This window comes from Bacillus sp. JJ783, assembly GCF_036963225.1.
Classification (GTDB): domain Bacteria; phylum Bacillota; class Bacilli; order Bacillales; family Bacillaceae_G; genus Bacillus_A; species Bacillus_A cereus_U.
Genome location: NZ_JBALMG010000178.1, coordinates 2,529 through 8,689 on the forward strand (window position 1 = coordinate 2,529; position 6,161 = coordinate 8,689).

The window sequence follows — 6,161 nt, forward strand, 5'->3', positions numbered from 1 at the left end:
GCTATATTCATTAGAAAAGGAGTTTTAATCCTTCATGAGAATCTTTACTCTCCCTTAAATGGACTGACTCCTTACCAATATCCACAAACGATTGCGTTTTTGAATTTGTGCTCCGGTTTTTCTTGACCAGGTCAATGAATAACTACACATAAACTCCTTATATCTCTAGATAAACTACCGATTAGCTCCATATAGACTCTAGATAACCTATATAGAATACAAGTTATCAAGGAGGTAAGAAAAAAATGAATTTTATGAAACGCGCAATTCTCAGTATGAAAAAAAGAGTAGGAACATCATTAATTTTGATGGCAGTCTTCCTAATTGTTACAAATTTAGTGTTGGCAGGATTCACAATCCAAAATGCATCAAAAAAAGCTGCTGATACAGCAAGAAAAAAACTGGGTGCAGATGTTACTTTAGGTCTTGATTTTGACAAATTAGGTCAACAAGCTAGGGAAACTGGAGAGATGCCTAAGCCGCCGCAGCTCAACACAAAAGAAGCAGATCAATTAGCGAAGTCAAAGTATGTAAAAGACTATAATTACATAACCAAGACTTTCGGAATTTCTGATGGACTTAAACTAGTAGGAGCTTCAGAAGGAGAAGAAGAAGGAAAAGGTAAAGTGGGAATGGCGGCTGTACGAGGCGGTTCAAGCTCCGGTACAGAAATAGATATGAATTCTTCTTTTATGATTGAGGGAGTTCGCAAAACTGCATTACAAGAAAGCTTTAAGAATGGAAAAAGTAAAATCATTGATGGGAAACCAATTACAGAACAGATGAAAGATCAGAATGTAGCTTTAATGGAAAAACGTTTAGCGGAATTAAACAATTTGAAAGTAGGAGACAAAGTTAAAGTGCAATCAGGGGATAAGAAGGAAACCCTGGAGGTTGAAATTATCGGTATTTACGAAACGAATGAGCAAGCCATGGGTCAACAGGCCCCTCCTATAATGGATCCAGCTAATAAACTATATATGCCGCATTCAACTATGAAAAAATTAGAAGTAGATCAAGGTATAAGTAGCATTCAAGTCGTGTATTTCTTGAAAGATCCACAAAACATTGAAGCATTTAAAAAAGAAGCAAAAAAATCTGATATTGATTTTAATTATTATAAATTAGATGCACATGACTCGTTGTACAAACAAATGATTGGTCCTATCGAAAATATCTCTTCTACTTCTCAAATGATTATTTATATTGTATCGATTGCAGGGGCGATTATATTAGGGTTAATCATTATGTTATCGATTAAAGCACGTCGTAAGGAAATGGGGATTCTATTGTCCATTGGAGAGAAAAAGTGGAAACTGATGGCGCAGTTCGTAGTAGAAGTAGTATGTATCGCTATTTTAGCATTTGGATTATCCATAACAACAGGAGCAAAAATTTCTCAATTCATAGGGGATAATTTACTTTCGAGTGAAATTGCTACAGCAAGCGAAGAAACAGACACCCCACAAAATGGTACTGTAATGATGTCTGGACCTGGTGGTACTCTACAAAACCAAAAAGAAGATCCAATTGATAAAATTGATGTAAGTGTAACAGGAGAAGATGTAGGGAAAATGGGGGGGATCGGACTAGCTATTGCTATATTAGCAACGCTTCTTCCAGCATTATCTATTCTACGCCTGAATCCAAAACAAATTCTTTTAAAAGATGAATAAGGAGGCTCGATATGGAGACGATTTTACAATTTAAAAACTTAGATTATTATTATGAAAGTAACGGAAAAAAAGTAGCGATACTAGAAAATGTTAACTTTTCTTTTCAAAAAGGACATTTCTACACGATTCTAGGACCATCCGGATCTGGTAAAACCACTACTCTTAGCTTAGGTTGCGGACTAGATATACCTAAAAATGGTTATGTACTGTTTAATGGAAAGGATATTCGAAAAATTGGTTTGGATCGGTACCGTAATCAAAATGTATCGGTAATTTTCCAATCTTATAATTTGATTACCTATATGACTGCTCTTCAAAATGTCTTAACAGCAATGGAAATTACAGGTGTTAAAGTGCAAAATAAAACGGCAAGGGCATTAGAATTATTAGAGAAGGTAGGACTCACAGAAGTAGAAGCGAAACGAAACGTCCTGCAACTTAGTGGTGGGCAACAACAGCGTGTAGCAATCGCTCGAGCGTTATCTTGTAATGTTGATTTACTGATTGCGGATGAGCCGACAGGAAACCTCGACGAAGAAACGGCAATGGATATAATAGAACTGTTTCAAGAACTTGCACACAAAGAAAATAAATGTATTATTGTTGTGACGCACTCACAGGAAGTTGCTAAAAAATCAGATCGTGCAGTTTATTTAAGTAAGAAGAAGTTGGTAGTAAACGAAATCTAATATAAACACCCTAGCTTTTTAATTTACATAATTTTCGAAAATCAGTTTCTTCAAATATTTATATTTGATATACAATATAACCAAGCCATAATCAAAATGGCCTCCCTGTATTGAATGTTAAGATAGTTTGTTATTCCCTTTTTAACAATTTTTGAAAAAGAACTTGTAGTATATTCTACAGGTTCTTTTTGTTATGATCGGTTTACTATATCATTGAGTAATTACATATAAAAAACGAGACATTACCTAGATGTATGATCTAAATATTGTCCCGTTTAACTATTTATCAGTATTGTTATTGAAGAATTAAACCAACAATCATAATTAAACTAAATACTATCATCCAACCAAACGCACAATAGCCGAAAATCCTAATCCATTTAGGTAATTGATTCATGTTAACTTTATTTGTGGGAATTCCTTGCATAGAAAACATCATTTTTTTATCTCTATCCCTATTATTTTGTTGTTCATACATAACATCATCACCTTTCTAGAACTATTGTGTTTATAGTATATCAGCCTGGATAAAACTAAGTGCAGAATATTCGACAAAATAAAAGCGATTCGACAATTATAGTGGATTAATCTGTTCTCCAGTGCAGCATACTATATTTCAAAAAACTAAAATTCGATTGCTCAAAAGCTATATATTCTAAAGTATTTGCTCATTTAAAACATAGTAAACCTTTACAAAGAGATGCTTTTTATTCGGTATTGAATAATTTGGATAAATTCACTTATACATCTTAGCGATTAGATACGTACATGTCTTTCAAACTATATGTGCCGTAAAGTAGGAGTAAGTAATTATTTATTCGTTACTTTTAAAGAATCTAACACTATTTTGGTTGCGTCTGCAATAAGTTTATCATCGTATTTCGCATCCTCTTTAGCATGATTAGAAAGTATCGCAAGAACAATTGGCTTTTTATTTGGTGGCCAAATGATTGCGATATCATTCCTTGTTCCATAAGACCCAGAGCCAGTCTTATCGGCTACTTCCCATTCTCCTGGAACTCCAGCACGAATTAAGTTGTCCCCCGTAGTATTTCTTTTCATCAAATCTATTAAAAAGTTCTGTTTCTCAGTTGAAAGTATATCACCTAGCGCGTATGTTTGAAGACTAGTAGCCAATGCCTTTGGGGTACTAGTATCATGAGTGTCTCCTGGTTGCACTTCGTTTAATTCTGGTTCAAAACGTTCAGGATTTGTGACAGTATCTCCTAATTCTCTCAGTGTTTTTTTGAATTCACTTGGCCCACCTAATTGTTTAAGAATAAGATTTTGTGCAGTATTATCGCTATATCGAATGGAAGCATCCGCAAGCTCTTTCAGAGTCATACCTGTATCTACATATTTTTCAGTAATTGGATTGTAATTCACAAGATCTTTGCTAGTATATTTAATTCTTAGATCTAAATCTTCTATTGATTTCTTTTGTAACAGTGCTCCCACAGCAAGGGCTTTGTGGGTAGATGCGTATGCAAACCGTTCATCTGAACGATAAGTAACGGTTTGATTCGTACCTGTGTCCAATGCATAAATACCAAGCTTAGCATCATAATCTTTTTCAAGCTTAACAAAAGATTGATTGCTTATATGTTCTTGTTTGGTTTGTTTAGGGGATTCAGATTGAATATTACTATTGGAACAGCCTATAAGCGTTGCACATGAAAGTAATACTACAGGGAGCATCTTTTTATAATGTGCGATGTGAAAAAACTTCTTTGAAACTATCATACATTTTCAACCTCTTTCAAGAATATATGGATTTTGTTTAGGTATTTTACATACCGATACAATTAACAAATGTACAGGATAGGACTCATCTTGTGTTTCTTGCATTACAAAATGAGAGAACTACCAAAAACACCTTTTTTATACGTAATAGACAATCTAAGTAACACATTTGTTCCATTTATGATTAAGGTTTTGAATACATCCATTAATTTTATTTATAAGAATCATAAAATCCACCTTTTTTGCACACCACTTAATTTAATGTGGATTTAGATTGAGTTTACCTCGTAATGGGAATTTCAATTGGATTGCACATATATAACAACCTCGTTTCGGATAGAATAAGTAATAACAACTACTGATTTCATTTTAAGTGAGGTGTTATACGATACATACGACAAAACAAAAAAGACTTGTGGTGCAAAGTATAACTACATTTAGTCTACTAATAACGACTATCTTTACACCCATGCTTATTTACATTGTTTATGGATTACAGATCTCGAAAGGCTTTGAGGGATACTGGCCATCAATCTTGTTTTATACAACCTATATGACGGGTGTGTTTATCTGGATACCTATTGTGAATAAGGCTGGGATTCATCGCTCCTTATATTGGGCTGTTTCTATTCTGATAGTATCATTACTTAGTGTTACTTTCTTTGGATGGAGTTCAAGATGGCTAGAAATAAGTGCGTTAGTTTCTGGTTTTGCAGTTAGTACAATTTCTACCATGACGAGTACTTTATTGTTTCTACATGTTGAAGGCGGGGGAAAGATTTATAATAAAAATCAACAAGCGATTATTATTGGTATCGTTTTTCTTTTACTGATCATCGTATTGTTAGCGATTAGTTTTCTATCGTCACCGCTGATAACATTCATATATGGGATTTGTTTAATCAGTATCCTTTTTGCTATAAAAATGATGCCGAGAACGGAGTTAGCCAAAGGTTTTTTACCTATCTCCATCGTATCGGTAGTAGGAAAGTTTCTTTTTGTCTCAATGCTTATTCTTTTGATACGTACAAGTCGTAACATAAATAGTGAACAATATATTTTCTATTTTTTTCTACTCTCTTTAGCGCTTATTTGTTTCATGTTTTTGAGTTTGTTGAAAGGAAAGTTCTTTCATAAACTTTCATCTTCTTTACCAATTCGATTAAAGGCAGAATCATTTTTACTTGGATTAGGAAATGGATATTTATTTTTGATAGGTATTTTTTATAGTTTTACTTTCTATAACATGTTAACCTGTATTTTCATTGTAGTTGGACCATACCTATTAGGGATTTTGATGTCCATATTTTTAGATATCAAAGCTGCTAAGAAAGTTAATCCAATCCATTTGTTTTTAGTAAGTACTTTAATCATGATATTCGGGTTTTATTCTCCACTATTTATAGTCCTTAGCGTTACATTTGGGAGCTATGCCATTAATAGTATTTCTTCTAAAAATAATATGAAAGTATATATGGCGAACGCTACACATAGAGAGCTTTCTTTACTCATTTACACAACATGGAGAAATATGGGGAATATATTTTTACAATTTTTTATATTGATTGTGGTTGTGGGAGTAGGGGTGTTTTATGATGTCGAATGGTCGCAACTTTTCCAAACAATTGTTGGGAAGAGTAAAATGCAAATTGAAGGGTTATCCGTACAACGATTGATGTTTATATTAGCAATTTGCTGTTGGCTTGGCATGGTGTGCTTAGGTATGTGGGTTGGTAAAAAAGCTAATCCAAATTTTGCTTAAAAAGTATCTCGAAAAATACCGGTACTAAAAAATGGAATACCACAAATATCTGATTGTAGCTTTTAGTTTGTCCACGATCTAAGTAACATAAGTTGGATGGTAAAAATAAGGAGCTTAAAAAAACGAAAAGTCACCCTATTGATTCTTAATAAGTTTATACTTACTACAAAAAACAAACAAACTCGTCCTACTAAGAGGGGAGTTTGTTTGTTTTTTGTTTAGGTAATGGAATGTTCATGCAAAATTGTACACTATGTTCCATATTTTTTATAGAATATTTTATATTTAGCG

Annotated in this window: 5 protein-coding genes; 3 read left to right on the forward strand and 2 right to left on the reverse strand. The window is 33.4% G+C overall.

Annotated features, from left to right (window positions below; all coding sequences use genetic code 11):
- The first annotated feature begins 245 nt into the window (after positions 1–245).
- On the forward strand, positions 246–1,676 hold the full coding sequence (locus V7038_RS26940) for an ABC transporter permease (protein WP_283747210.1): 1,431 nt from the start codon (positions 246–248) through the stop codon (positions 1,674–1,676).
- 11 nt (positions 1,677–1,687) lie between these two features.
- Complete coding sequence (locus tag V7038_RS26945) at positions 1,688–2,365, forward strand: ABC transporter ATP-binding protein (RefSeq protein ID WP_000447830.1); 678 nt, start codon at positions 1,688–1,690, stop codon at positions 2,363–2,365.
- Between the two features lie 295 nt (positions 2,366–2,660).
- On the opposite strand, the gene V7038_RS26950 is transcribed toward V7038_RS26945, so the two are convergent.
- Both V7038_RS26950 and bla read right to left on the reverse strand, forming a co-directional pair.
- Positions 2,661–2,843 carry a hypothetical protein gene (locus tag V7038_RS26950; protein ID WP_002032329.1) on the reverse strand — a complete coding sequence of 61 codons (183 nt, stop codon included), beginning with the start codon at positions 2,841–2,843 and terminating at the stop codon, positions 2,661–2,663.
- 332 nt (positions 2,844–3,175) lie between these two features.
- Positions 3,176–4,108 carry a class A beta-lactamase gene (gene bla, locus V7038_RS26955; protein WP_283747209.1) on the reverse strand — a complete coding sequence of 311 codons (933 nt, stop codon included), beginning with the start codon at positions 4,106–4,108 and terminating at the stop codon, positions 3,176–3,178.
- A gap of 469 nt (positions 4,109–4,577) precedes the next feature.
- Here bla and V7038_RS26960 point away from each other — a divergent pair, with 469 nt between their 5' ends.
- Complete coding sequence (locus V7038_RS26960) at positions 4,578–5,870, forward strand: hypothetical protein (RefSeq protein WP_335695896.1); 1,293 nt, start codon at positions 4,578–4,580, stop codon at positions 5,868–5,870.
- The last annotated feature ends 291 nt before the right edge of the window (positions 5,871–6,161 follow it).